17 protein-coding genes are annotated in these 23,960 nt (G+C 60.5%); 8 read left to right on the top strand and 9 right to left on the bottom strand.

Annotation, left to right across the window (positions count from 1 at the left end; genetic code table 11):
- Positions 1 to 84 precede the first annotated feature (84 nt).
- Both AC1D35_RS17020 and oiaX read right to left on the bottom strand, forming a co-directional pair.
- Entirely contained in the window at positions 85 to 1,419 is a 1,335-nt protein-coding gene (locus AC1D35_RS17020; protein ID WP_477939174.1) for a four-carbon acid sugar kinase family protein, read from the bottom strand.
- 5 nt (positions 1,420 to 1,424) lie between these two features.
- Entirely contained in the window at positions 1,425 to 2,681 is a 1,257-nt protein-coding gene (gene oiaX / locus AC1D35_RS17015; RefSeq protein WP_477939173.1) for a 3-oxo-isoapionate-4-phosphate decarboxylase OiaX, read from the bottom strand.
- A gap of 182 nt (positions 2,682 to 2,863) precedes the next feature.
- Here oiaX and AC1D35_RS17010 point away from each other — a divergent pair, with 182 nt between their 5' ends.
- Positions 2,864 to 3,568, top strand: a complete 705-nt coding sequence (locus AC1D35_RS17010) for a transcriptional regulator NanR (protein ID WP_477939171.1) — start codon at positions 2,864 to 2,866, stop codon at positions 3,566 to 3,568.
- A gap of 54 nt (positions 3,569 to 3,622) precedes the next feature.
- Here AC1D35_RS17010 and AC1D35_RS17005 read toward each other — a convergent pair whose 3' ends face one another.
- From AC1D35_RS17005 to AC1D35_RS16995, 3 genes are all read right to left on the bottom strand, one after another.
- Positions 3,623 to 4,366 (bottom strand): SDR family NAD(P)-dependent oxidoreductase, encoded by a 744-nt coding sequence (locus tag AC1D35_RS17005; protein WP_477939169.1) that lies wholly within the window; start codon positions 4,364 to 4,366, stop codon positions 3,623 to 3,625.
- Between the two features lie 311 nt (positions 4,367 to 4,677).
- Positions 4,678 to 5,310, bottom strand: coding sequence for a pyridoxamine 5'-phosphate oxidase family protein (locus tag AC1D35_RS17000; RefSeq protein ID WP_477939167.1), 633 nt, complete (start codon positions 5,308 to 5,310; stop codon positions 4,678 to 4,680).
- 53 nt (positions 5,311 to 5,363) lie between these two features.
- Positions 5,364 to 5,909 carry a carboxymuconolactone decarboxylase family protein gene (locus AC1D35_RS16995; RefSeq protein WP_477939165.1) on the bottom strand — a complete coding sequence of 182 codons (546 nt, stop codon included), beginning with the start codon at positions 5,907 to 5,909 and terminating at the stop codon, positions 5,364 to 5,366.
- Positions 5,910 to 6,031: 122 nt separating this feature from the next.
- Here AC1D35_RS16995 and AC1D35_RS16990 point away from each other — a divergent pair, with 122 nt between their 5' ends.
- The 5 genes from AC1D35_RS16990 to AC1D35_RS16970 all read left to right on the top strand — a co-directional run bounded on the left by AC1D35_RS16990 (position 6,032) and on the right by AC1D35_RS16970 (position 10,689).
- Positions 6,032 to 6,952, top strand: coding sequence for a LysR substrate-binding domain-containing protein (locus AC1D35_RS16990; RefSeq protein WP_477939164.1), 921 nt, complete (start codon positions 6,032 to 6,034; stop codon positions 6,950 to 6,952).
- Positions 6,953 to 7,071: 119 nt separating this feature from the next.
- Positions 7,072 to 7,548: a MarR family transcriptional regulator gene (locus AC1D35_RS16985; protein ID WP_113508762.1), complete on the top strand. Its 477-nt coding sequence runs from the start codon at positions 7,072 to 7,074 to the stop codon at positions 7,546 to 7,548.
- Entirely contained in the window at positions 7,545 to 9,614 is a 2,070-nt protein-coding gene (locus AC1D35_RS16980; RefSeq protein ID WP_477939162.1) for an FUSC family protein, read from the top strand. Before AC1D35_RS16985 ends, AC1D35_RS16980 begins: the two co-directional genes overlap by 4 nt.
- 5 nt (positions 9,615 to 9,619) lie before the next feature.
- The gene (locus AC1D35_RS16975) at positions 9,620 to 9,829 is read left to right on the top strand and encodes a DUF1656 domain-containing protein (protein ID WP_113297344.1); all 210 of its coding nucleotides are present in this window, start codon (positions 9,620 to 9,622) and stop codon (positions 9,827 to 9,829) included.
- On the top strand, positions 9,826 to 10,689 hold the full coding sequence (locus AC1D35_RS16970; RefSeq protein ID WP_477939161.1) for an efflux RND transporter periplasmic adaptor subunit: 864 nt from the start codon (positions 9,826 to 9,828) through the stop codon (positions 10,687 to 10,689). Before AC1D35_RS16975 ends, AC1D35_RS16970 begins: the two co-directional genes overlap by 4 nt.
- Positions 10,690 to 10,753: 64 nt before the next feature.
- Here AC1D35_RS16970 and AC1D35_RS16965 read toward each other — a convergent pair whose 3' ends face one another.
- Positions 10,754 to 12,490, bottom strand: coding sequence for a ShlB/FhaC/HecB family hemolysin secretion/activation protein (locus tag AC1D35_RS16965; RefSeq protein WP_477939159.1), 1,737 nt, complete (start codon positions 12,488 to 12,490; stop codon positions 10,754 to 10,756).
- A gap of 478 nt (positions 12,491 to 12,968) precedes the next feature.
- Between AC1D35_RS16965 and AC1D35_RS16960 the strand changes: the two genes are divergently transcribed.
- A complete protein-coding gene (locus AC1D35_RS16960) occupies positions 12,969 to 20,375 on the top strand; it encodes a hemagglutinin repeat-containing protein (RefSeq protein WP_477939157.1) in 7,407 nt (2,468 codons plus the stop codon).
- A gap of 8 nt (positions 20,376 to 20,383) precedes the next feature.
- On the top strand, positions 20,384 to 20,824 hold the full coding sequence (locus tag AC1D35_RS16955; protein ID WP_477939156.1) for a hypothetical protein: 441 nt from the start codon (positions 20,384 to 20,386) through the stop codon (positions 20,822 to 20,824).
- A gap of 104 nt (positions 20,825 to 20,928) precedes the next feature.
- Here AC1D35_RS16955 and AC1D35_RS16950 read toward each other — a convergent pair whose 3' ends face one another.
- Genes AC1D35_RS16950 through AC1D35_RS16940 form a run of 3 tightly spaced genes read right to left on the bottom strand, consistent with a single transcriptional unit; the run spans position 20,929 to position 23,913 of the window.
- On the bottom strand, positions 20,929 to 21,258 hold the full coding sequence (locus AC1D35_RS16950) for an L-rhamnose mutarotase (protein WP_477939154.1): 330 nt from the start codon (positions 21,256 to 21,258) through the stop codon (positions 20,929 to 20,931).
- 4 nt (positions 21,259 to 21,262) lie between these two features.
- Complete coding sequence (locus AC1D35_RS16945) at positions 21,263 to 22,381, bottom strand: mandelate racemase/muconate lactonizing enzyme family protein (protein ID WP_477939152.1); 1,119 nt, start codon at positions 22,379 to 22,381, stop codon at positions 21,263 to 21,265.
- An 8-nt stretch (positions 22,382 to 22,389) separates the two neighbouring features.
- The gene (locus tag AC1D35_RS16940; RefSeq protein ID WP_477939151.1) at positions 22,390 to 23,913 is read right to left on the bottom strand and encodes a sugar ABC transporter ATP-binding protein; all 1,524 of its coding nucleotides are present in this window, start codon (positions 23,911 to 23,913) and stop codon (positions 22,390 to 22,392) included.
- Positions 23,914 to 23,960: the final 47 nt, after the last annotated feature.

Below are 23,960 nucleotides of genomic sequence, written 5' to 3'. Positions count from 1 at the left end.
ATGCGAGATTGGTATCGTAACTGGTATGATGAGTCAATCACCATTCCATTGTTGTCCAGCAGGCGGACACCGCCTGATTGGCCGTCAGAACGGTCTTCCGTCCCGGATCTGAGCGAAATAGCCGTCCGCGCCGACCTGCCCGCCCTTCAGCGCAATCTGCAGCCCATCCGTCGGCGCATGGCCGCCATGGGCGGTGCAGAGCGGCGAACCGGGAGTCTGCGGCAACGGCAGCAGGGTCGTCAGTGCATCGACACGCAATTCTCTCAGGGCATGGCTCGAGGTGTCGCCACCGGCAATGACGGCGCGCGAAAGCTTTTCGGTTTCGACGAGGCGGCGCAGGATCGTGCCGAGCGCGCGGCCGACGCGATGACGGGCGCCGGGCAGCTGATCGATATCGGCGCCACGATCGGCCGAAGGCCCAAGCGCGGTATGCAGGATGACGCTGCGACCTGTTTTCAGGGCGACAAGCCCCGCGGCCACTGCCGCATCCAGCGCGGCCCCGGCATCGGCGCCGACGAGTGCCAGCGGATCAAGCGGGATATCCTCGAAGCCATCGGCGACGGCCGCGCGGATCTGCCGCTCGGTCGTCGGCGATACGCTGCCGGAGACCACGGCAAGCCGGTCGACCTTGCCGGGAGACTGGAACGCGATGCCGGGGCCGATCATTCCGGCCGTGCGCCAGGCATTGATGAGCGCATATTCGACACCGGAGGAGCCGGCGACGAAGCCGCCCTTGGCATTCGTGATCCGCTGCAACTGCCGGCCGGCGAAAACCTGGCTCTCGTCAGAATCGACATCGAGAAGCAGGATACCGGATAGGTTGGCAACCAGCTCGTCGATCCTGGTATCGGCATCCGATGCTGAAAGCAGCGTCAGATCGGCCAAAGACACGGGAAGATCGGTCTGTCTGCCGAGATGCAGGGCAAGATCCGCCTCATGCATCGGGGTGACGGGATGGCGGCTCATGACCGGATGGCGGTCGATTCGGAAAACACGCCCTTGATAGGCAGCAAAGAGATTGCCGAAAGCCGTGTAGCGCTTCAGCTGTGGCGCGCCGACGATGACGGGAACGAGCGACTGGCCGAAGGCTGCCTTGCCGATCTCGATCGCCGTGCCGATGTTGCCGACATCAGGCGCGGAATCGAATGTCGAGCAGACCTTGTAATGGCAGATCTTTGCCTGCAAGCCCTTCAGCCATTGGAAGGTCGGGGCAAGATGCTCCTTCATCCAGGCCGGGCTTTCGCTGCGGCTCGTTCCGGCAACGCCGACCGCACGGCAATCCTGGAAGCGATCGAGCATCGCCTGATCGGGGATGCCGAGGAACAGCACGGTCGGAATACCGTTGCTGGCGAGCGCCTCCATTACATCTGTGGAGCCGGTGAAATCGTCGCCGTAATAGCTGACGAGCAGGTCACGCATCTTATTCACCCCGCCTTGCCGTCGCCGAATTTGACAATCGAGGCGGCAAGCTCCGGATGATCTTTGGCATAATCATCGAGCGGAATGTCGGCGACGGCCGCCTGCCATGCCTGTTGAACGGCACGCACACCGGCTGCGGGTCCCTGCGGATGGCTGACGATGCCGCCGCCGCAAAGGTAGAGCAGATCGGTGGTGCGGCCGGTGCGCTGATAGGTTTCGGGCGCCTGGCCGCCCCACTGGCCGGAACCGGCCACCGGCAGCGGGCAGTCGGAAGGATTAAAGAGCGGCGTGCTGATCGCCTTGAAAGAGGCAACGAAGCTTTCGTCCGGCTCCCAGTATTTGACGCGGATGCCGTTGATCTGGAATTGGTCGACGCCGAGCAACCGCCAGAGCTGCTGATACACCTTGAAATCGATGCCGATGCCGGGATGGCGTGTCAGCACGTCCCAGCCGTTGCGATGCGCATGCAACACGAGCCCGGAGCGCTTGCGCAGGAAGCTCATACCGCCGAAGCCGATCGAATTGATGTTGACGACGGCACAATTGCCGCCCGCTTCGAGAACAAGGTCGTGGTTGCGCATCATCTCGTCGGGATCGGCATGCGAGATGCCGAAGGCATACATCACCTTCTTGCCGGTCTTCTGCTCGCGATCGAGAATGCGGGGCATGATCGCCGCCACACGCTCTTTCAGCGGCGAATAGACCGGGCTCATCAGTTTCTCGTCGTCCTTGATGAAGTCGACGCCGGATTCGATCAGCTCGCCGACGAGCTCGGCGGTTTCATGCGGCCGCAGGCCGAGCGCCGGCTTGACGATCGTGCCGATGATCGGCCGGCCCTCGACGCCGGTCAGGCGCCGGCTGCCCGCAATGCCGAATTGCGGGCCGGGATGGGCATCCCTGAAGGCCTCCGGCAGTTTCATGTCGATGACACGCAGGCCGGTCATGCCCTTGATGGAGAAGGTCCCGCCGATTGCGATCGTCATCAGCGCGGAAAGATCCGTGCCGATGGCATCGAGCGGGAAAGCGATATCGACATCGGCGCGCTGTAGCCTGGAACCTTCAGGCGCTTCGGGCCACGACGGATGATTTGCCTCTTCAAGCGGGCGGATCGCGAGGACGCGGGCGGCCACGCGCGACTTCAGCTCTTCCGTTTCGCCAGGAACCGGGACGAAGGTGCCGGTCGATTGATCGGAGGCGATCTTGTTCGCGATCGCTTCGACGCTGCCGGGTGTCTCGATGCGGTAGGTGAGGGTTATCATCATGAAATTGCCGGTTGCTCCTCTCGCCACGGCAAGAAGTCATGGCGTCAACTCGTGATCTGGTATAATGAGTATTCCATTTTCTGCAACGGAAATTTTCAGCAAGTGTGAATTTCGCGTCGTGCGCTTTGTCGTCGGTCGGTGAAAATGCTAAGGGGAGAGAAGATTTGAGCCAGCGAGACCCCATGACCTCAGCCATCGAGCCAATTGTCCGTCGAAAACTGTCTGACGAGGTTTTTGACAGGCTGGAACGGCTGATCACCTCAGGAGAGTTGCAACCGGGCGACGAAATGCCGTCCGAACGCGTTCTGATGGAGCGCTTCGGCGTCGGCCGCCCGGCGATCCGCGAGGCCATGCAGTCTCTTGCCAACAAGGGCCTCGTCAGCATTTCGCATGGAGAGCGGGCAAAAGTCCTGCAACTGACTGCCCAGTCGATCTTCCGACAGGTCGACCTGACGGCGAAGATCATGCTGTCGCAATCTGCCGATTCGCTCGAGCACCTGAAAACCGCCCGTATCTTCTTCGAGCGTGGAATGGCGCGCGAGGCTGCCCAACGCGCCAAGCAATCCGATGTCAAGGCGCTTCGCGACATTATCGACCATCAGCGGGCCTCGCTCGGCCATGCCGAAGAGTTCATCTCCGCCGATATGCGCTTTCATACGCGTATCGCCCAGATTTCCGGCAACCCGATCTATGTGGCCGTCAGCGAAGCCATGCTGGCATGGCTGAAGGAGTATCACACGGAAATGCTGATCTGGACCGGCAAGGAAAAGTTTACGCTCGCCGAACACGAAGAGATCCTGGAGCAGCTTGCTGCCAATGATGCTGATGGTGCAGAGGCCGCAGTGCTCAAGCATCTGGAACGCTCGCGTGCGCTCTATATGAAGTAAAGGCAGCTGCTTGCGGCGAACGGTGCGCATGCCGTTCGCTCGCAAAGCGGAATGTCAGTGGTGGCAGCAGTCCTGAGCCACTTCAGCGGCGGGCGGAACGTAGGCGGCGAATTCCTGTTCGAGAGCCTTTATGACGCCGGTGCGCCAGACATCGGCAATGCGTTCGGAGTAAGGGTCGGGAAAGATATCGTCCTCGCCTCTTTCGAAGCCGTCGAATATTCCCGCTGCCACCAGGCCGGGTGGTGACTTCGGCACCTCGAAGCCGCGCGTCATGTCGGTATCGACAGGTCCGGTGAAGCAGCTGTGTACGGCGACACCGCGAGCGGAGAGGAGCGCCCTGAAGGCCTGCATGAGGTTATGGGCCGCCGCCTTCGAAATCGAATAGGCCGGCGTGGAAGCGACCGGCACAAGTGCCGACAGGGAGAGGTTGTTGATGATGGCGCCTTTCGACCGCGTCAACGCCGGCACAAAAGCCTTGGTCACCCTCAGCGGCCCGAAAAAATTGACCGCCAGATGGCGATTGATGATGTCCGTATCATCGAGATCGTCGGGCATGAAGATTCCGGCATTGTTGATGAGTATATCGAGGTTCTCAACAGCGGCTGCCGCCTGCCGGACATCATGCTCGTCGGTGATATCGAGTTTGAGGAAGGTGACGCGCTCATCCCCATGCTGCTGCTCGCTGCGCGATCCCGCATAAACGCGCTTTGCACCGCGCCGCAGCGCTTCGTCCAGGAGAGCCCGGCCGATGCCACGATTGGCGCCGGTAATCAGCACCGTTTTGTTTTCGATGTTCAAGACATGCTCCTATGATTGACCATGCCATCAGGGGGTTCCCTGATGATCGCCAAGGAGCCTAGGCCCGGCCGCCAATGAGCGGGAGTAACAAGTCTGGCGGGATTTCTGGAGTTCTGAAAGGAGGAAGTGCTGGTTGCCCCGAAGCCCTGTTGTTGCAGGCGCTGCTGGTCGAAAGCGCCGTCGAGCAGTCTCGGAGCAATCCCGACCAGCTCCAGGCCATCGGCCGGGCAGCAGCCCGGGGCGCGATGGCGTTGATCTCGCCAGTATGACGCTCACTGATCGGGGCATGGTTTCGGCTCAGTAGCTAACCGCTACTCGATATCTCCAGCGCGCACGACCTGTGCCCGCAAGGCGGCATTCTCTGCTTCCAACTCCGCGAGGCGCTGGCGAAGCGGCTGGACGGCGACGGCGATCTCCGCCTCTGTATATCGCGGCGCGATATGCTGCGGGCAATTCCAGTCGAAGGCTTCGAGACGCAGGCGGAAAAGGCGTTCCGGCTTGGCACGATAGGATGGCGTGGCGAGCATTTCCGTCAGATCAGGATCGGCATCGAGTGGCAGTTTTTCAGCATGGGCATAGATCTTCAGCCGCGCCCGGCGGGGATAGTCCATGAGAAAGAGGCAGACCCTGTCATTGGCAGCCAGGTTGCCCGTGCTGATGTACTGCCGGTTGCCGCGGTAGTCCGCAAATGCAAGCGTGCGATCGTCGAGTACCTTCAGGAAACCCTGCGGGCCGCCCCTGTGCTGAACATAAGGCCAGCCCGTTTCCGAAACGGTGGCCATGTAGAAACTGTCACGGGAGGCGATGAAGGCGCTCTCGTTCTCCGTGAAGCGGTCGAAGCTCCTGTCGGTCGGCAGGCTGGTCCAGAAGTCCTGCACGCCCATTTCGGCCTGGGCAGCGCGCACGCTGGGCGTCGAGGCTATGTCGAGAAATCCATAGGACATGATCTATCTCCTCAAGGTTGGCAGGAGCGGGGCACTGGCCCCGCTGCTCTCCGTCAGGCCGCATCGGCTGCCGGGACGGACGGAAAGTCGATGTCAGTCTTGGCAACCTCGTTCAGATAGTTGGTAAAGGTATTTTCAGCGACCAGAGCGACGATTTCGACGATCTGCGCATCCGAAAAGCCAGCAGAGCGCACGGCAGCGATATCGTCGTCGTCGACATGGCCACGCGCCTCGGCGATCTTTGCCGCAAAGCGGACGGCGGCATTCGCCTTGGCATCAGCGGACGCACCCTTGCGGTTCAGCGCGATTTCTTCCGGGCTCATTTTCGCGAGGTTGAGGCCGAGATAGGTGTGGGCGGAGAGGCAATAGTCACAGCCGTTGACCTCGGCGACGGCAAGCGCGATCCGCTCGCGCGTCTTGACATCGAGCGTCTTCGAGAGCCCGCCCTGAAGGCCGGTGAACGCCGTCAGGGCGGCCGGGCTGTTGGCGACCAGGCGGAAGATATTCGGAACGAAGCCCAGCGCCTTCTGGATGCCATCGAGTATCGGTCTGGTTGCTTCCGGGGCGTCGTCTTTCGTGGGGATGGAAATACGGGACATGGAGATCTCCTTGGCGGACGGGCAAGCCGTGATTGGCATGGTGAGATGAATGTGTCTATTTCCACCAACGAAGAGAATATGCTCTAAGTGAAACTGATTTTACCAGAATCTGGAAGAATGTCGTGGACCGGTTCGAAGCCATGTCGATGTTGCTGGAGGTGGTGGACCGGGGAAACCTGTCGGCGGCCAGCCGGTCGCTGAAAATTCCCCTGCCGACGCTGAGCCGCAAGATCACCGATCTGGAAACGCTGCTCGGAACCAAGCTGCTTACCCGCACCACCCGCAAGATCGCCTTGACCGATGCAGGCGCTATCTATGTCGATGCTGCCAGGCGCATCCTCGAGCAGGTGGAGGAGGCCGAACGTCAGGCATCCGGCGAATTCGCCATGCCGAAGGGCGAGCTGGTGATCACAGCACCGGTGCAGTTCGGCCGCCTTCACGTGCTGCCTGTCGTGACCGATTTTCTGGCTGTCTTTCCGGCGATCAACGTGCGCCTGATGCTGACGGACCGCAATATCGATCTCGTCGACGAACATGTCGATATGGCCGTGCGCATCGGCAATCTGCCTGATAGCGCCATGGTTGCCACCCGTATCGGCGCGGTGCGCAGGGTGGTCTGCGGCAGTCCTGCTCTCTTTGCCGGCCGCGGCGTGCCGAAGGAGCCGGCCGATCTCCTGGGCCTTCCCTGCATCAGCGTCGAGATCCTGACGCCGACCGCCGGCTGGCAGTTCCAGGAGGCAGGTCTGGCAAAAGCCATCGAGGTGACGATAACCCCGCGGCTTTCCGTCACCACGACCGAAGCCGCAGCCGCGGCCGCCATCCGCGGCGCTGGCGTCACCCGGCTGCTTTATTACCAGGTCGCAGCAGAGGTTGCGGCCGGCACGCTCAGGCTCGTGCTCGAGGACTTCGAACCGGAGCCCGCTCCCATCCACCTGGTCCATCTCGCCCGTGGCCAGATGCCGCTCAAGACGCGCCACTTTCTGGATTTCGCCGCACCCCGGATGCGGGCGAGCATCGCTGCCCTGCAATCCTCTTCCAGGTAAGGAAAACCCGGCTGATGTCGATCCTGCTGCCAGTTGTTTCGAACATCAGTCAGGAGCAATTTTCTCTTCGTTTCAGAAAATCATTTGAATCCTAACTATTTTGATGCTATCAGATTGGCATGCAATCCATCACGTCCCTGCAGCGCGTTTTTACCGCGAACCTCTTGTCGACCGGTCGCCAATGGCGACGGGCGGTCGATCTTGCGCTGAGTTCCCACGGCATCTCGGAAGCCTGCGCAGCGCCGTTGCTGTGGATCGGCCGCTTGGGCGGCGGAGTTCGGCAGGTCGCATTGGCCAATCAAGTCGGTATCGAAGGCCCGTCACTGGTCAGGCTGCTCGATCAGCTGGAGGCGCTCGAGCTTGTGGTGCGCAAGGATGATCCGATCGACAGGCGAGCAAAGGGTCTTTGGCTGACGGAGGAGGGCCATATCCTGGCAACCCGCATGGAGGCCATTCTCGATGACCTGCGTGGCAGGATCCTCGAGAAGGTCAGTGAAGCCGACCTCGAAGCGGCGGTCCGCGTTCTGCAGGCCTTCGAAGAGATCAGCCCGTCACAGGTTGCGGCGACATTACAGCAATTCGAGGAAACATCGTGACTCTTCCCTCCTGGCGGGATTGGCTCTTCTCGGCCAAGGCCTTCCTCGCCTCCATGCTTGCGCTTTTCATTGCTCTGTCTCTCGACCTGCCGCGGCCTTATTGGGCAATGGCGGCGGTCTATGTCGTTGCCAATCCGCTTGCGGGGGCAACCAGTTCGAAGGGCCTTTACCGCGCACTCGGAACGCTTCTCGGCGCGAGTGCGGCCGTCTTTTTCGTGCCGCTCTTCGTCAACGCACCGGAGCTTTTAAGCATCGCCATTGCGCTCTGGACCGGCACGCTGCTCTTCATTTCGATGTTGGACCGCTCCTCGCGCAGCTATGTCTTCATGCTAGCCGGTTATTCCCTGCCGTTGATCGCGCTGCCGTCAGTCGGTTCGCCGGACACCATCTTCGATACGGCCCTCGCCCGCTCGGAAGAGATCATCATCGGCATAGTCTGCGCCAGCCTGTTCAGCGCCGTCGTCTTCCCGACCAGTGTGCGCAGCGTGCTCGGTCAGCGCATCTCCACCTGGCTCGACGATGCCGGCAGCTGGGCAAACGATATTCTGCGCGGCGAGGGCGCCACCCCGGCAACCCCCTTAAAGCGGCAGAAGCTTGCCGCCGACGTGACCGGCCTCGACCTCATCATCAGCCAGCTCGGTTACGATGCGGGCAGCCGCGATATAGTGCGCCATTCGCGCGAATTGCGCGGCCGTCTCCTGATGCTGCTGCCGCTCTTCTCCTCGCTCGCCGACCGGCTTCACGCTCTGAAGAGCGAGCGCGAGAGCCTGCCCAAGGAGCTGGTCTGCCTGCTGAACGAGGTCGCCGACTGGCTGAGCCTCGGCGCAAGGTCTCAAGCCGGCGATACGGCAGAAAAACTAACGCAGCGGATCGAGCGCCTTCGCGAGGCCGATCCGGATTTGCGCTGGGGCGATCTGTTGCTCTCGAGTGCGCTGGCGCGGCTGAAGGAAATCGTCGATCTCTGGCAGGATTGCCTGACACTGCGCGACGAAATCGTCAGCGGCCGACATTCCGGCCCCTGGCGGCCGGCCTTCCGCCATCGCCAGGTCGTCGGCGGCAACCGCCATTATGACTATGCGCTGCTCGCTTTCCAAGCGAGTGCCGTCGTCGTGGGCATTCTCGTCGCCTGCCTATTCTGGATCTTCAGCGGCTGGCAGAATGGCGCCGGCTTCGTCACTATGGCAGCCGTTGCCTGTTCCTTCTTTGCTGCGCTTGACCGGCCGGCTCCTTTCATCACCTCGATGTTCATCTGGTGCGGCGTCAGCCTCGTCATTTCCTTCGTCTACATTTTTGCCATCCTGCCGATGGTCAACAGCTACGAGCTCCTGGTTCTGGTCTTCGCTCCGCCCTTTCTGCTGCTCGGGCTGATGATCCCCAAGCCACAGTTCAACATGCTGGCCATGTTGATGACCGTCAACAGCGCCTCCTTCATCGCGCTGCAGGATCGCTATACGTCCGATTTCACTACTTTCACCAATGAAGCGATTGCAGCCCTTGCCGGTATCGGCTTCGCCCTGGTCTGGACGCTGATTGCCCGCCCCTTCGGTGCCGAACTCGCCGCCTGGCGCCTCGTGCGTGCCGGCTGGAGCGATCTTGCCGAGACGGCAGCCGGCGAACGCCGCGCTGATCACCAGCGGCTTTCCGGCCGCATTCTCGATCGCCTCGGTCAGCTCGTTCCGCGTCTGGCCGTCGTCGAGGATCGCGAATTGAAGAAGGTGGATGGCTTTGCCGAAGTGCGCATCGGCTTCAACGTGCTGATGCTGCAAGGCGAGCGCAAGAAACTGCGTGGCGCGAGCGCCGCATCGCTCGGCGCAGTTCTCTCCGGCATCGCCGATTTCTATCATGGCCGCATCGCGGCCGGCCGTGCGCTTAATCCGCAGGATGGCCTGCGTCGATCGATCGACGACAGCCTCAAAATCATCGCGTTCGAAGACAACAGGCGCGGCGCCGACAGTATCGATGCCCTCGTCGGCCTCAGACGCGCCCTTTTCCCTGATGCAGCCCCGCCAGCAAGCTGGCACGCGGCCGAGGCTGCGCCGCAACTCCTCCCGCTTGCCGCTGAGTAACAATCATGCCCGCAGAATTTGATGTTTACGGCGTCTATGTCCCACGCCTCCTCGTTCTCATGGTGCTGAGCCTGCTCTTCATCATCGTCATCAGACGCATCCTTGCCTGGCTCGGCGCCTATTCCCTCGTCTGGCACCGCGGTCTTTTCGACCTTGCCCTCTATGTGCTCGTCCTCGGAGCCGTTTCCTCCTTCACACGTTGGTACTTCGTATGAAATCCCTGAAATTCATTGGCCGCCTCATCGCCACTCTCGCCATCGTCATCGCCGCAGTCTTCGTCGGCCGCGGGCTTTGGGGCCACTATATGGACGAACCCTGGACGCGCGATGCGCGCCTGCGCGCCGATGTCGTCGGCTTAGCGCCCGATGTTTCCGGCCTCGTCAGCGAGGTGCTCGTCACCGATAACCAGGTAGTGAAGAAGGGCGATATCCTCTTCCGCGTCGACCGCCAGCGTTTCTCGATCGCGCTTGTCCAATCGGAAGCAGCGCTCGAAGGCAGCAAGGCAGCATTCGACCAGGCGCATCGCGAACGCGAGCGCCAGGAACGCCTGGGCGAAGCCGCGTCCCTGCAGCAGAAGGAACAGGCGCAGACGGCCGAGGAACAGGCCGATGCCGCCTTCCGCCAGGCGACCGCCAACCGCGATCTTGCCGCGCTCAATCTCGAACGCTCGGAGATCAAGGCGACGGTCAACGGTACGGTCTCCAATCTCAGCCTGCGCCCGGGAGACTATGTCAGCGCCGGAACCGCCAAGATCGCCCTGATCGACACGGACTCGCTGCGCGTCGAAGGCTATTTCGAAGAAACCAAGCTGCCGAGCATCCACCCCGGCGACCGGGTTTTGATCCACCTGATGGGCCAGTCGCAGAGCCTTCAGGGTCATGTCGAGAGCATCGCGACTGGCATCGAGGACCGTGAACGCACGTCAGGGACCGGCCTGCTCGCCAATATCAACCCCACTTTCAGCTGGGTGCGCCTTGCCCAGCGCGTTCCGGTGCGCATCAGCATCGACGCCGTGCCTGATGGTGTCAGGCTGATCGCCGGCCTGACGGCGACCGTCGAAGTGGGCAAGAGCTGAGAAGGATCCGGTGTCACCACACAATGGTGTTCCGCCTATCGGGGCTCCAAGGCGCCTGGAACTGCTAAAACTGCAGCGAAGCGCCCATGAAGAATAGATCCCTCATGTTCGTATCCGCCGTGCTCTTGAAGATGTGCGAATAGCCGAGATCGGTATTGATCGTCCCGCCCGAAAGCCGGCTTCCGACTGTCCAGCTGGCGATGTCACCGCTTTGGATGTTGAAGCGCTCTTGCCCGAAGACGTGGCCGTAGTCGATCCCGGCATAGGGGCGCAGCTCCCCCAATCTCTCGGCAAGCAGCGCATTGTCTGCCCATGGCTGCGTGCGCCAGACAAGCTCATTGCGTGCGAAGACGCCGTTATTGCCGAAGAGTATGCTGTCGCGGGTGCCGCGGACATTGCTGTAGCCGCCGAGAGACATCTGTTCGGCTCCGAACAGATTGTCTGGCGAATATTGCCCGTTGACGAGAGTGGCGAACTGCAGCTGCTGGCCGGAAATCTCGAACGGCGTCGTGACATTGAGCGTTGCGGAAAACTTTGAAAATTCCGGTTCGGCATCGGCTGCTGCGAGGTCACCGCGCTTGACTGCATCGAAGATATCAATGCCCTGGCTGTAGCCGAGATCGAGAACCCAGACCCCGCCGAGCATGCGGCGCGAATGCGAGATGCCGATACTGCCGACGGTATATTGCCGGCTGCCCACTTCGATGCGGCTTCCCATAAGGAAATTGTTGCTCTGCTTGTAATTGAGCGCCGCATTCAGCGTCGTGATGGACTCCTTGTCGCGCAGCAACACCCGATCGAGGCTGATGCCGAACTGGCCGGAATCGCCCGACGTCTCGATATCGCTGAAATTGCCAGGGATCGTGCTGTTATAGCGATACCAGGATCCGGAAAGGCCCAGCGTCCAATAGCCGTAGGGCACGCTGAATGAGCCGGAAATGCTGTTGCTTCGGTCCACCCCGTCGTTCGGCCAGGGATAATCCGGCCCTGTGTGCTGATAGGAAAGCGAGATGAGGTCGTTCAGGTCGAACAGGTTGTCGATGCCGAGCGACAGCGAACTTTGGGAATAACCAGTCGAAGCCTGGCCGAGATTGTTGTTTGCGACCGAAAAATGCCATGGCTTATCCGGCTTGTTCTCGACGTTGAGGATCGATTCGCCTGGCTGTGCGCCCGGCATCATCGCCGTCTTTGCCTTGTTGGAAGGCAGCCGGTTGATCTGGTCGAGGCCCTGCTCGATATCGCGAATATTGACCGGCTTGCCGCGCATACCTGGAAAGGCAGTTGCAAGAGTGCCGCCAGAGGCAACTGCCTTGCCATTCAGGTAGATGTCGGAAAGCGATCCTTCCGCCGCGACGAGACGCAATGTCTTCGCTGCGGCGATGTCCTGCGCGGGAACATAGAAGCGTGAGGCGACGTAGCCCTTGTCAACATAGAGAGAGGTCAAGCCCTTCAGCAGGGCGTTGATATCGGCAAGGCCGATGCAGCTGTTGTTATAGCGATCTAGAACTGGTGCGAGCGCTGCCTGCGGCAGCAGCGTCACCCCTTCCACCTCGATATGGGTAATGGCGAAGCACGGTCCCTTCTCAGCTTCGGCCTGCGGCCGGACCTCTGCCTTGGGGGCCTCGGGCGTGACAGCCTCAAGCGCATCGAGCCGTTGTGTTCGTTTCAGATCGCTTTGCCGGCGCATGAACTCGTCTGCGGGCGATCGTGCTGGTTCGCCTGGTTGCGCAAAAGCCTTGGTTGCCGCAAGGCTTGCCATCGCAAAAACCGAAAGCCACGACTTCAGGGGAATGCTTCGCATAATATGCTCTATGTCCTGGTCGGTTTTTTAAGTTCACGTGGTCTCAAAACTCATGCTTCACCGTCTTATTTCGCAGATGTCTGATATGCCCGTTGGGCGAGCAATTTCCGCCCTATGGTAAATCTCGTAGGGATTGAATCTTTCGCCAACCTTAACGTCGTCGCAACAAAAGGTTGCTTTCGATTGATGTTTTCAGGCTCAGCGGCGAGGCCGATACGAAGCGCAATTTATCTAATTGATATAAAAAGAAATTTACCAAAATCTAAAAAGACTGAGATCCGGATTGCCTGAAATCGTTGGCATCGTATTAAGGAAATTATCACCTTAAGATTGAATAGAACTCAGATAGCGTTGACTCTCGCCATTAGGTTGTCGCATTGCCAGATTTCCCGCCTGCCAGGTTGCGGCCGGGTCGATCGGTAACAGAGGTTGTGGCAGCATGGGCAAGTCCGGGTCGCTTTTTTCCGTTTGGGGCGGAATGTCTGCCGGATACGCGGGGCGCAAAGCGCGGCGTGTTCTTTCCGGTCTGGCGCGCAAGGCAATTGCGACCTTGCTCAGCGCCCTTCTCCTGTTTCAGCCGGCCTTGCTGCAGGCCCAGCAGGTAACCCCGGATGCGGGCGCACCGGCGGCAAACCGCCCCGACATCGGAACGGCGCCAAACGGCATTCCGTTAGTCGATATCGCCACACCCAACAGCGCCGGCCTCTCCCACAACAAATATGGCGACTTCAATGTCGGAACGCCTGGCCTGATATTGAACAATTACAATGGCGAGGTCGGCACCTCCAAGCTTGGTGGCGTCACGCCGGGCAATGCGAACCTGCGCAACAGCGGCCCGGCTTCGGTCATCCTGAATGAAGTCACCAGCGGCAATCGAAGCGCGCTGGAAGGGCCGCTCGAAATATTCGGTGGCCGGGCCGATGTGATCATCGCCAATCCGAACGGCATCACCTGCGACGGCTGCGGCTTTATCAATACGCCCCATGCGACGCTGACGACGGGCGCTCCCGATATCGGTGCCGATGGACGGCTGAACGGCTTCACCATCAGAAACGGCGAGATCACCTTCGGCTCCAAGGGGGCGAATTTCGCATCCGGCGACGGCACGGTCGATATTTTCGACGTCGTGTCCCGCACCATTAAGATCGACGGCCCTGTCTATGGCAAGGATCTGCGCCTGACAGGGGGCCAAAGCAAATTCGACTACGCCACCGGCCAGTCAACCGCTATCGAGGCGACAACGGGAACATCCGAATACGCAATCGACGGCGCGGCACTCGGCGCCATGCAGGCCGGCCGCATCAAGATGGTCGTCACGGAAAAGGGCGCAGGCGTGCGCATGCGCGGCGACATGGCCGCCAATGTTGGGGAACTGTCGCTGTCATCGGACGGCAAGATCTCGATCGGCAATGCCTCCGGCAACCAGGGCGTCAGCCTCGCCTCCAGGCAGAGTGTAACGGCGGGCCGGCTGACGTCGAAGAAGGCGGTGTCGGTCAAGGCGGGCAAGGACGTCAGTCTGGCGTCGGTCGGAGCCGAAGAGGATATCTTCATCGATGGCGGGACGGGTCTTATCGATGTCAGCGGCATGCTCGCCGGCAAGGGCGTCCTCCGTGTCCTGGCCGACGGCAACCTGACCCTGACGGAAGCCGCAACAAAGGGGCCGATGTCGCTGTCGTCAGGCGCTGGAAGCATTGCCATTACCGGCACCGCACAGTCCGACGCAACTCTGTCACTTACAGCCGCTTCCGGCGCGATCGCCGCCGGTACGTTGCTTTCGCAGGGCGATATCGCTCTGCTTGCCGGTCTTGATCTCGGCCTCTCGGGCGGCGTCCTTGCCGGCGGCAATCTGCAGGCGTCGGCCGGTGGCGATATCCGCTATGCCAGCCTGGAGGCAAACGAGGCCGTATCGCTGTCGTCGCTGGCAGGTGTCATCAGCCTCGACAAACGCACCGCCGCCGGCGGCGACATCACGATCAATGCGCGACATGTCGATCTTTCCGGCAACCGGAGCGGCCTTGCCACATCGGGCACGCTGCATATCGATACCGGGAGCGCCAATCTCTCCGGCAGCCAGCTGACCTTCGGCGGCATTGATCTTGCGGCCTCCGGTGCAGCCGATCTGACGGGAGCGCGGCTCAATGCGGTGACCTCTGGCAGCACTGCCGCCAGCGGTATCAGCGGCTCCGGCGACATCACCATCGCCGCAGGCAGCCTTGCCACCACGAACGCGACCAATCTGCTGGCCGCCCACGACCTGACGCTCTCCCTCGCGCAATTGACCAATGCAGGCCAGCTTGCTGCCGGCAACGATCTCACCGTCAATGTCTTCGGCAACCTGACCAACACCGCCACCGGGCTGGTCTATGCCGGCAATGACGCGGCATTGTTCGTCGGCGGCGTGCTGACCAACGACCAGGGCGCTGTTGTCGCCGGTCGTGATCTTGCGATTGCCGGCAACGCCAGCGGAGCGCGCAACGCTGCCATCGTCAACCGGTCCGGCATGATCACAGCAGGCCGAAACATGGCGATCACCACCGCAAATCTGCGCAACGAAAAGACTGTCGCTCCCACTGTCACAAGCCAGCTGATTTCCAGCGCGCCCGTCACCGCCTATGACAGTCTCAAGGGAAGGCTCTGCGCAACCTGCTCTCCCAGCGACGGTGTCGAATACAACGGCACGGTCTACATTACGGAAGATGCCGATCACCACGTTTACCGGAATGTTGCCGAGGACCGGGTTCTCTCGTACGGAAGCCCGACCGCACTGATCAAGGCCGGCGGGACACTTTCGATCAATACCGTCGATCTCACCAACGCCTATAGCGCCATCGAAGCCGGCACGGGCATGACGCTCACCGGTACCGGCACGCTGACCAATCTTGGCCTGCAGTTGCAGCGCACTGTTTCGTTGACCTGCGATGAGACAGCGGGATGCCAATACTATTCCGCCTTCGTCACGCAGGAGTGGAAGGAGAGGATGACCGGCGATACCGGTGGCAACGGCGATGGCTATCTGGTCACGACCTACGAAGCGAACCCGTTCGGCAGGCGCGATTCGTCGAAGGATCTCTTCCCTGGCGAAACGGTGGAGAGTGTCACGGCGATCGGCGGTGTTCCCGCAACGATCCGCTCAGGTGGAGCGCTCGGCATCACCGGCTTTGCCGCCGTCAACAATACCGCCCTTGCTGGAACGATCGCCGACCATGTCGCGGTTGCAGCACCCGCACCCTCGAGCGATCCGACCACGTTGCTGGCCGGCATGACGGCGAGCGGGGCTCTGTTCACGCTTGGCGGCGTTGCAGCCCCGCAGTCCGGCGGCTTTGGCGGCACCATCCCTGGCCAGGCTTTCCTGTTCGAAACCCGCGCCGCCTTCCTCGATGTGTCGAAATTCTACGGCTCCAGCTATTTCCTTGATCGCATCGGCTACGAGCCGGATCATGAGATCCTGTTCCTCGGCGACGCCTATTTCGAGAACCAGTATGTCGAGCAGCAGCTGAGACAGGTGACCGGCGCGGGCTTTGCCGGCGATGATGCGGTCGGCCAGATAAAGCAGCTGCTTGACAACGGAGCCGATTATCTCGGAGCGCATCAGCATGCGCTCGGCGAGCCGCTGACGGCAGAAGAGATTGCCGGCCTCACCCAATCCGTCGTCGTCTATGAATGGCAGGTGGTGGATGGCAAGAGCGTGCTCGCCCCGGTGCTGCATTTAGCACCTGGCGACAAGGAACGGCTTGCCTCGGCCGGCGCGTTGATTGCAGGCAAGGACGTCACCATCGACGCCGGCGTTCTCGCCACATCCGGAATGATTGCCTCGAGCGGCGATCTCTCGGTCTCCGGCACGTCGATCGCGGCAACCGGCGGCAGCCTCAAAGCGGGCGGCAACGCCAGCCTGACCGCGGACAATGTTTCGATCGTCAACGGCTCGGTCTCGACAGGCGGCAACCTCTCGATCAAGGGCGATGACGCCATTCTCGTCGCCGGCTCGAAAGTGGCGGCCGGCGGCAATCTCGCCCTGAACTCGAACGGCGATATCAACATCTCCGTGACGGGCGAGGCGACGACCAGGACGAAGCGCGACCGGCGCAGCACGACAACCAGGGTCGAGACGACGGTGACCGGCTCGGAGGTCACCGCCGGCGGTTCGATCGCCGCCGAGGCTGGCGGCAACCTCAATGTCATCGGCAGTACGCTTGCAGCCGACGGAACGCTCGGCCTGAAGGCTGCCGGCGAGGTGACGATCGCCGAAGCCGTCGAGACCACCACGACCGACTACAGCTACAAGAAGAAGGGCGGCCTGTTCGGCGGCGGCAAGAAGACGACCAGCCATGCCGAGACGCAGACGGTGGTCGGATCGTCCGTCAGCGGCGGCAAGGGGGTCGCGATCACCTCCGGCGGCGACACCGTCGTTTCCGCCTCGAAGCTGACGGCCGGCGACGATGTCAACAAGGCCAATATCGATGTGACGACCGGCGGCGATTTGCTGATCGCCTCCGGCAGGGAAACGACGGAATTCGAACAGGCTTCCTCGAGCAAGGGCTTCCTGTCCAAGAAGAGCTCGACGCTTCACAGTTATGATGAAGCAACGGTCGCCTCCGAGCTCTCCGCCTCCGGCAACATCAATCTGAACGCCGGCGGCAACGCCGTCATCGCCGGCTCGAAGGTCACGGCTGGCGATGCGATCAGCCTTGCCGGTGACAGCGTCTCCGTCATCGGCGCCGAGGAACAGCACCAGCTCGAAAGCAGCAGCAAGAAGTCCGGCCTGTTTGCCGGTTCCGGCGGTGGCTTCATCTCGCTCTGGGGCAAGGAGCAGAAAGACAAGAGCAAGGCCTCCGAATTCAACGTCGCTTCGGTGTTGTCGGCTGGGACGGACGTAACCGTAACCGCCCGGCAGACCGATCTCAACATCATTGGCTCTTCCGTCACCGCCGATCGCGACATCAATCTGTCGGCGGCCCGCGACGTCAACGTGACGCCTGGTGCGGAAAGCTTCGCCCAATCGGAAAAGGAAAAGAAGTCGGGCTTCGGCATCTCCTTTTCTGTTGGCAATGGTGGTTTCTCGGTCGGCATCGGTGCACAGAAGAGCACTGACAAGACGGCACAAGGGTCCAATACAAACGCCGCCTCGCTCCTGACCGCCGGCCGCGACCTCAACATCTCCGCAGGCAACAACGTCAATCTGCAGGCGGTTGAAGCCTCTGCCGAGCGCGACGTCAATCTGTTCGCCGCGAAGGATATCAATCTTCTGTCGGCCAACGACGTCACCAACTATGAGGAGATCCACGAGAAGACATTCGCCGGTGTGACACTCAGTGTCTCCAGCCAGTTGGGAAGCGCTGCCCAGAGCATCATGAACTCCGCCGAGCGGCTGACCGGAGACAGCCGCGTCAACGCGCTGACGAACACGGCTATCGCCGGCCTCGGTTTCTATCAGGGCTATCAGGGCCTGAAGAGCGCCTATGAGCAGCTAAAGGACACGTCTCCCGACGCAAAGGGCCTCAGTTTTTCGGTTTCACTGTCGGCTGGCGTCAATCATCAGGAAAGCAGTTCGTCCTCGTCGTCCTCGACGCCCGTCGTCACCGGCATCCGGGCCGGACGCGCTATAACCTTGGAGGCTGAGAACGGCTCGATTACCAGTGAGGGTGCGCAGATCTCCGCCGGTTATGACGAGTTTGGCCTGCCGAACCTCTCCGGCGACCCATTGGCCGGCGATATCTTCCTGTCGGCGCAGAATGGCAACATCAACCTCAATGCGGCGACCGGCACGACGGAAACATCAAGCCAGAACTCATCCTATAGCTTCGGCGTTGGGGTCGGCTGGGAGTGCGGCACAAAGGGCGGCTGCGGCGACGCGCTCGGCGTCAAGGTCAGCGGCTCTTACGGCAAGGGTAATGCCGGCACGAAGGGGCTAACGTACGTCAACACCCATGTCGGCGGCAGCGGCGATATTACCCTACTCACCAACGATCTCGCCCTGAAGGGCGCCACCGTCACCGGCAATTCCGTGACCGCCGACGTCCGCAATCTGACCATCGAAAGCCTGGCGGACACCGCTAAGGCCGACGCCCGCCAGCTCAACCTCTCGGGCTCGATCGGCGGCGGCTTCAGCGCTTCCGGCGCAACGCAGAAGGCCAACGGAAATGCAGTTATCGTTTCCGAGCAATCCGGCATTCATGCCGGCACTGGCGGTCTCGATCTGACCGTTGACAAGAAGACGACGCTCGTCGGCGGGTTGCTTACCAGCCAGGCGCCAGCGCAACTGAACCGTCTCGAGACCGGCACGCTCGATGCCACCGACATCGACACCCATTCGCGCTGGAAGGCCGATACTTACGGCGCGTCGATCGGCTCTGGCGGCCTGACCTTGGCAAAGGTCAATGACGGGGAGAGCGCCACCGGTAAGGCCTATTCGGCCATCGGCGGCAACATAGGCATCACCATCACTGATCCGGAGCGCCAGACCCAGAACATCGGCACGATCCGCCGCGACACCGAAAACACCAACACCTCGCTGCCTGGACTTCCGGACCTGCAGAACATCTTGCGTGATCAATACAAGACGCAGGCAGATCTGCAGGAAGCGCAGAAGACCATGGCAACATTGGTCGGAGATATCGCAACTGATCTATATGCAAAGGCCACAACCCAAGCAGAACGGGATCTCTGGAAAGAAGGCGGTGCCGGCCGCGCGCTGCTGCACGCCATTGGTGGTGGCATTCTCGGTGGCGTCAATGGGTGGGAGGGCGCTCTCAAGGCCGCTCTGGGCGGTGCCGCAACGACCTTGATGGCGCCGGCCATAGAAAAGCTCGTCAAGGGGATGCTCAAGGGCACGAGATACGAAGGAACGCCGGAAGGTGACGCCCTCGCCAAACTGATCGGCGCAACCCTTGCGGCTGGCGTGGGTGGAGCTGTGGGGGGCGCTGAAGGAGCTGGCTATGGCGCGGCCAATTACCAGAACAATTATCTTAAGCATAGCGAGTTAGAAAAGCTGATTAAAACGCTCAAGGATTGTGGAAGCAACAAAGAGTGCCAACGAGAGGCCGCGGGAACTGCGCGACAGCAGTCGTTGGCAAATTCTATTGCGCTTCGAAAGTGTGGCAATCTCGCATGCTTAGAAGCGGCACAAAAAGAGATGGATCTCAATAGCCAACTGCTAGATGGAGACACCCAAAATCTGCTTGCAAGCGTAAGCGCAGGATTGGGGCCGGATGCGTTTAGTGCCTACAACGACGTTTACGGACTGTCAGCAATACCGGCCGGCAACAATGCTGACTTGGACTACATCTTGGTTGCTACGGACATATTGAAAGGAAATATAAAAAGACCAGCTTATCCCTTTGCAGACGTGGAACAGAGCTGGAATAAACTTCAGGAGGCGAAGCAAGTTGGAGACGACGATGGCATTGCGGATGCTCTGAATGACTATATTTCGACCGTCTCGAATTATAACGTGCTCGCTGTTCTATCTGGTTTTGAAGGAGTCGGAAATCTAACTCGACTGTATTCCGAAGCGATATTGTCCGGCGCAACAGGTGGCGGGGCAGGAGCTGGCACACTCAACGTAAAGCCGCCGGTTGCTGATGTTTCAGATTTTATGTCCTCTCAAAATACGAGACTGAATGCGAAGTTGGGAGACAAATTAGGAAGAGGGCAACTTCCCTATTCGCCTTCGCGAGAGGGGCTCGCACAGGCAAAAGCTGACATAGCTAAAACACTTGAAAATCCAACAGAGATAACAGGAACCATATCCAAAAAAAACGTTCGAGGAGATTATGATATAATTCATGTCTACAGCAGTCAGACTAATAGTACAGTTAGCTTGAGGGTGCTGCCTGGTGGAAAAATGGAATTTGATACTCTTATTCCTGGAAAATCGTCAAAGTTCTGAGGGCTTCAATGAGTGGGGACTTAAGAGGAAAATCAATTAACAAGTTTCGCAGCAAGTCGTTCTATATGGACGGCTCGCTTGTTTCGGAACACTTGGTGCTGTTCCTTGATGTCGAGGGGGTGTGGTATTCTGTTACGATTGTAGATGGTGTTGTAAAACTGAAACGAGAAGATATCGAGCCGACTTCAACAGAAGAGTTTGATAAAGACTTCTCGTATCCGATTTCAAATGTAGAAATATTGAAGAAATACGTCGGATTAAAGGTGAATTTGGTTTCTGCCTACAGAATCCCCGAAATCGATGATGGGATTTTAGGGCTATACATTTCCTATGAAGGTTTTGGATTCAGCTATTACAATATGGACGATTTTTCTTACATAGCGGACGGCTTCGTTGAAATGCCGTCTAAGAATCCGGTTCTCGTGGAATATAAATTATCTCTTCCCTGATCTGACGTGCTCTGGGCGGATGGGTTCCATGGGGCCTATCGCTGAATCAGAAACGGTTGTTGCCATGAAGGGGCCGATATCCGGCCGCCCGGCGCCATCGAGTCTCAATTAAGGTGAAACACCTCCGGCATCATCGCCCACCACTCACCCTCCTTGCGCGTCGCAAACGGCTTCTGGCAGGGCATGCAGGCGGCCCACCACGCCTGGTTGCGCGGGTCGGCCGCCATCTTCGCCATATCGGCCTCGAAATCCTCGCCGACATATTCCCAGTAGCCGAAGAGCAGGTTTTCCGGCTCCTTGAGGAAGATCGAATAGTTGGTGATGTTGCAGGCCGAGATCAGTGACAGGATCTCCGGCCAGACGGCGCCATGTAGCGCCTTGTAGTCTGCGACCTTGTCCGGCTCCAGGCCGATCACCATGCCCATGCGCTGCATGTTGCTACCGCCCTTGGGTAATTTCTGTCGTGAATTCGGCGATGCTGCGTTTCTTGACGGCATCCCAGTCCCATTCGATGCCGATGCCGGGTTCGGATGGGGCGATGGCGCGGCCGTTGCGGGTTTCCATGCCCTTGATGGTCAGATCGTCGAGCTGCGGAATGTATTCGACATATTTGCCGTTTTGGATGGCGCAGACCAGGCTGACATGCAGCTCCATCAGAAAATGGGGGCAGACGGGGATATCGAAGGCTTCGGCCGCATGCGCAACCTTCAGCCAGGGTGTGATGCCGCCGATGCGGGCAACATCGACCTGCACGATCGAGCAGGCGCCCTTCTGCATATATTCGCGGAAATGCCGGATCGAGTAGATGGATTCGCCGACGGCGATCGGCGTCGGCGAGGAGCGCGAAAGCCGGATATGTCCGTCGAGGTCGTCGGCCGGCAGCGGCTCCTCGATCCAGGCGAGATCGAGCTCCTTCAGCCGTGCTGCCCTGCGGATGACTTCATCGACGGTAAAGCCTTGGTTGCAGTCGGTCATGATCTCGAAACCGTCGCCGAGGGCGGCGCGCATCGCAGACAGCCGGTCGTAGTCCTCGGCGCCATGCGGCTTGCCGATCTTCACCTTCGAGCCGGAAAAACCCTTGGCCTTCGCCTGCAGGGCGTCTTCGACGAGCGCCTCCTTCTCGATATGCAGCCAGCCGCCTTCGGTCGTGTAGAGCGGGCAGCTTTCCTTGGCACCGCCGGCAAGCTTCCAGAGCGGCAGGCCCTGCTTCTTGGTTCTCAGATCCCAGAGTGCGGTATCGACGGCCGCGAGCGCCAGCGCCGTGATCGCGCCGATCGTCGTTGCATGCGTGGCAAATTCCATCTTGTGCCAGATCGCCTCGATGCAATCGGCATCCTCGCCGATTAAGAGCGGCGCCAGATGGTCCGACAGAAGCCGCATGACGGAGGAGCCGCCGGTACCGATCGTATAGGAATAGCCGGTGCCGGAGGCACCGTCGGAATCGGTGATGGTGACGATTGGCGTTTCCTGGCTGACGAAGCTCTGGATCGCATCGGTGCGCTTCACCTTCGGCGGCAGGTCCACCATGCGCAATTCGATCTTTTCAATGCGGGCCATGGTTCCTCCTAGCGTGCCGTGCGGGTTTGAGCGGGTTCGGCCGCGTGGATTGCCGACATGATGGCGCGGCTTGCCGTCTCATATTTGCGGTCGTTTTCATATTCGTGGACGATCCTGAAATCGTGCATGACGAGGATGCGATCGGCGAGCGCCACCATTTCCGGCATGTCGCTCGAGATCAGCAGGATCGCCATGCCCTTGTCGGCAAGCCCGTTGATCAGCTCGTGGATATAGGCCTTCGCCTTGATATCGATGCCGACGGTCGGCTCGTCGATGAAGAGGATATCGACATCGGCGGCGAGCCACTTGGCGAGCGACACCTTCTGCTGGTTGCCGCCTGAGAGATTGCCGACGAGCTGTTCCAGATTGGGCGTGCGGATTTCCAGCTGCCGGGCAAGCGGTGCGGCGGTCTTGCGCTCCTGGCCGGCGCCGATCAGGCCGAAGGTCGAAGCGATCCTGCCCCAGACCGTCATCGCGATATTCGAACGGATGGGATGGGCGAGGATGACGCCTTCGTGTTTCCGGTCCTCGCTGACATAGCCCATACGGAAGCGCTTGATCGCCTCTTCGACCGAGCGGATGCGCACCGGCTTGCCGTCGATCAGGACTGTGCCTGACTTAAGTTTGTCCTTGCCGATAATAGCGCGGATCAGCTCGGTGCGGCCGGCACCGACGAGGCCGTAGAGGCCGAGGATTTCACCGCGGCGAAGCGAAAACGAGATGTCGCCGTGGCCGGCAGCTGTCGCGACATCGCGAAGCTCGATCTTCGGCGCGCCCTCCTGCGGCTTGCCGGAGCGGGCAATCATCGGCCGCTCCGCGCGGCCAATCATCGCCTCGATCAGCGTCTGCCTTGTCATGCCGGCCATCGGCGCGCCACGCAGCGTCGTTTCGCCGTCGCGCAGAACCGTGACCCGGTCGCAAAGGCTCAAGACCTCTTCAAGCTTGTGGCTGACGAAGAGGATCGCCGTTCCCTGATCGCGCAACTGCCGCACGAGCCTGAAGAGGATTTCGGTCTCAGCATCGGTGATCGAGGCGGTCGGCTCGTCGAGCAGCAGAAGCTTGGCCTGGTGGCTCAGCGCCTTGGCAATTTCCACCATCTGCATCTGGGCGACGCTAAGGCGCCGCACTTCGGTTGCCGGATCGACATCGAGCCCGACCTTGCGAAGGTGTTGGCGCGCCTTATCGTTAGCGCGGCGAAAATCGACGAGGCCGTTTCGAACCGGCAACCCTTCCAGGAGAATGTTTTCGGCCACCGAGAAGCGAGGGATCAGGTTACGCTCCTGATGTACCGCCGAAATGCCGAGGGCGATTGCATCGCGGGGCGAGGAAAGGGATAGAGGCGCGCCGTCCAGCGTCACTGTCCCGCTGTCTGGCCGATGGACGCCGGTGATGATCTTGATCAGCGTTGATTTGCCGGCGCCGTTTTCGCCCATCAGCGCGTGGATCTCGCCGCCATTGAGGCTCAGCGACGCATTGTTGAGCGCCCGGACACCGGGGAACGACTTGCCGATCCGGTCCAGAATGAGTGCCATCTCAATCCTCCCCGACCCGGACTGCGCGGTAGCGGTTGATCCAGACG

This window comes from Rhizobium sp. P1_E6, assembly GCF_056405875.1.
The sequence above is the reverse complement of the archived record's forward strand: the minus strand, read 5'-3'. Positions and strand labels throughout refer to the sequence as shown.